Raw genomic sequence first — 2,967 nt, 5'->3', positions numbered from 1 at the left:
AGATGAAGCCGATCGATCGTGAGCGCAGGTCGGCCAACTCGTTCGCTGATTTTTCTGACACGTCTTTTTCGTTGATGAATATCTTGCCGCGCGTCGGTTTGTCGATGCAGCCGATCAGGTTGAGCAGGGTGGTCTTGCCGCTGCCGGACGGGCCGGAGATGGCGAGAAAGACGCCGGCATCAATGGACCATGTAATATCATTCAAGGCGTGGACGGTTTGTTCGCCGAGCTGGTAGTCCTTGAATACGTGTTCGATGCGCACTACGCTCATGATCGGTTTTCGTCGTTAGAATTCACATCGGAATAGTGCTGGAGAATATTCATGGTACATAAAGACAGCGTTCGGAATGGCAGATGGGGCCTTGCTCTGACGTCCGGCATTTTTCTTTTGCTCCACTCACTGACCGTTGCGGCACAAGGTTCCGCTGTTGCGCCGACCGATGATGCGATTGCCCGCAGTATAGTTGAAAAGGCGGACAAGGTTCGCTTTCCATCCGATGGGTTTCAGGTTGACATTGTAATAAATTCCCGGCGCCCGGACAAAGATGCCGACATGCGCAAATACCGTGTTCTTTCAAAGGGTAATGAGAACACGGTCGTCATGGTGACCGAGCCCGCAGCGGAACGCGGTCAGATCATTCTGATGAAGGGGCGTGACCTCTGGGTATTTATGCCCGAGGTGTCGCAACCGGTACGGATTTCCCTTGCACAGCGCCTGACGGGGCAAGTGGCTAACGGCGATCTGGCGCGCGCTAATTTTTCCGGTGACTACAATTCGAAAATCATCGGTACTGAAAAAATCGGCAACGACTCTTTCCATATTCTTGAGTTAATTGCCGTTGACCGTAGCGTTACTTATCAGCGGGTCGTTTATTGGGTGAATGAGAAGTCAGGCTGGCCATTGAAGGCCGAGTTCTACTCGTTGTCCAATCGACTTATGAAGAAATGCAGCTATGAGAATTTCCAGACATTGGCGGGGCGGGTTCGTCCAACGCGGCTCGTCATGGAGGATGCGTTACGCAACGGCGAGAAGTCGGTTCTCGATTACAGCGACATGAAGTTGCGCGATCTTCCGGACAAGATTTTTACCAAGGAATACCTGAAAAAGCTGGACTGAGCGATTAGTCGAAGAGCAGTGCCGCAGCCACCTTGCGCCCTTCAGCGGCAAGGATGTTGTAGGTGCGGCAGGCAGCTTTCAGGTCCATTATTTCCAGTCCGATGCCGGCTGGGCCGAAGGGGCGGAGGAGGGCGCCGGGCGGGAAGCGCAGGCTTTTTCCGGTGCCGAGCAGGACGATTTCGGTACCCAGTCCGAGCAGAATTTGCATATCTGCTTCGCTCAAGGTGTTTACCGTTGCCGTAGTCCAGGCCGGAATGACTGATTCTGGAAGCAGAATCAGATTTTTCTCGTGTTTTTCGTGGTTGACCGCAGCATAGTCGTCGCCATAGGCGGTGAATAAATTAAGTCCTGCGGTATTCGAGATGTGTAGTTTCACTGCGCGATCATTCCGAAAAGCCCGCCAAAATTGCGGTGCACCATGCGATAAAGTAGGATTATACCTTTGGCCCTTGTGGGCCATAAGCCGTTACGCCGGAAGATTCCAATGAAACATGTCAAGAAGTCCGCCAAACTCGCCAACGTCTGTTATGACATTCGCGGCCCTGTGCTGCAGAAAGCCAAGCAGATGGAGGAGGAGGGGCACAAGATCATCAAGCTGAACATCGGCAATCTGGCCGCGTTCGGTTTTGACTCGCCGGAAGAAATTCAGCAGGACATGATCCGCAACCTGCCCAATGCGGCGGGATACACCGACTCCAAGGGCATTTTCGCGGCGCGCAAGGCGATCATGCACTACACCCAGCAGAAGGGCATCAAGGGTGTGACGCTGGATGACATCTATGTCGGTAACGGCGTGTCCGAGTTGATCGTGATGGCGATGAATGCGTTGCTCGACGCCGGCGACGAAGTGCTGGTGCCAGCTCCGGACTATCCGTTGTGGACAGCGGCGATCAGCCTTTCGGGTGGTACGCCAAAGCATTACCTGTGCGACGAGAGCAAGGGCTGGCTGCCCGACCTTGACGACATTCGCAGCAAGATCAATGCGCATACCAGGGCGATTGTCATCATCAACCCGAACAACCCGACTGGCGCGCTTTATCCCGACGATCTACTGCACGAAATCATCGACATTGCCCGCCAGCATCATCTGACGATCTATGCCGACGAGGTTTATGACAAGGTTTTGTACGACGCTGAAAAACACACTTCGATCGGGTCGCTGGCCGAAGATGTCCTGATGATCACCTTCAATGGCCTGTCGAAAAACTATCGCTCCTGCGGATACCGTGCCGGCTGGATGGTGGTTTCAGGCGACAAGCGCTACGCCAAGGATTACATCGAGGGGCTCGACATGCTGGCGTCAATGCGCTTGTGCGCCAATGCGCCGGGCCAACATGGCATTCAGACGGCGCTGGGGGGTTATCAGAGCATTGACGACCTGGTCAGAGATGGCGGTCGCCTGCGTCGCCAGCGCGACATAGCGCATGAACTGATAACGGCTATTCCTGGTGTTAGCTGTGTCAAGCCAAAGGCGGCGTTATACATGTTCCCGAAACTCGACCCAGCGGTCTATCCGATCAAGAACGACCAGCAATTCATCTCGGATCTGCTTCAGGAAGAAAAAGTGCTACTGGTCCAGGGGACTGGCTTCAACTGGCCGCATCCGGATCACTTCCGGCTAGTTTTCCTGCCCCACGAGGATGATTTGCGGGAGGCGATCGGTCGTATTGCGCTCTTCCTGGAAAACTATCGCAAGCGCCACGGCACGAATTAGTCGGGAGTCGCTGCTTGCTAGTCACTGGCAACAGCTAAGCTCTGATTGCTAATAACTCACCACTCATAACAAACTACTAAAATGAAACCTATCAATGTTGGCCTTATCGGCATCGGCACCGTCGGCGGTGGCACCT

At 54.1% G+C, this 2,967-nt stretch carries 4 protein-coding genes; 2 read left to right on the top strand and 2 right to left on the bottom strand.

What is annotated here, in order from left to right; translation table 11 throughout:
* Positions 1-271, bottom strand: a 271-nt coding sequence (locus ADADOO_RS10135; RefSeq protein WP_511277232.1) for an ATP-binding cassette domain-containing protein, incomplete at its 3' end; no start/stop codon positions are given.
* 51 nt (positions 272-322) lie between these two features.
* Between ADADOO_RS10135 and ADADOO_RS10130 the strand changes: the two genes are divergently transcribed.
* Positions 323-1,117 carry an outer membrane lipoprotein-sorting protein gene (locus tag ADADOO_RS10130; protein WP_511277231.1) on the top strand — a complete coding sequence of 265 codons (795 nt, stop codon included), beginning with the start codon at positions 323-325 and terminating at the stop codon, positions 1,115-1,117.
* A gap of 4 nt (positions 1,118-1,121) precedes the next feature.
* On the opposite strand, the gene ADADOO_RS10125 is transcribed toward ADADOO_RS10130, so the two are convergent.
* Complete coding sequence (locus ADADOO_RS10125; RefSeq protein ID WP_511277229.1) at positions 1,122-1,493, bottom strand: Mth938-like domain-containing protein; 372 nt, start codon at positions 1,491-1,493, stop codon at positions 1,122-1,124.
* Positions 1,494-1,601: 108 nt separating this feature from the next.
* Between ADADOO_RS10125 and ADADOO_RS10120 the strand changes: the two genes are divergently transcribed.
* Positions 1,602-2,831 carry a pyridoxal phosphate-dependent aminotransferase gene (locus ADADOO_RS10120; protein WP_511277228.1) on the top strand — a complete coding sequence of 410 codons (1,230 nt, stop codon included), beginning with the start codon at positions 1,602-1,604 and terminating at the stop codon, positions 2,829-2,831.
* Positions 2,832-2,967: the final 136 nt, after the last annotated feature.

This window comes from Azonexus sp. (assembly GCF_036170495.1).
In the GTDB taxonomy this organism is placed as follows: domain Bacteria; phylum Pseudomonadota; class Gammaproteobacteria; order Burkholderiales; family Rhodocyclaceae; genus Azonexus.
This window is presented reverse-complemented; position numbering and strand designations above follow the sequence as displayed.

Bases quoted from the DNA above. Each gene is read 5' to 3' on its own strand.
- ADADOO_RS10130 (WP_511277231.1), top strand. From the start codon at position 323: ATGGTACATAAAGACAGCGTTCGGAATGGCAGATGGGGCCTTGCTCTG.
- ADADOO_RS10120 (WP_511277228.1), top strand. From the start codon at position 1,602: ATGAAACATGTCAAGAAGTCCGCCAAACTCGCCAACGTCTGTTATGAC.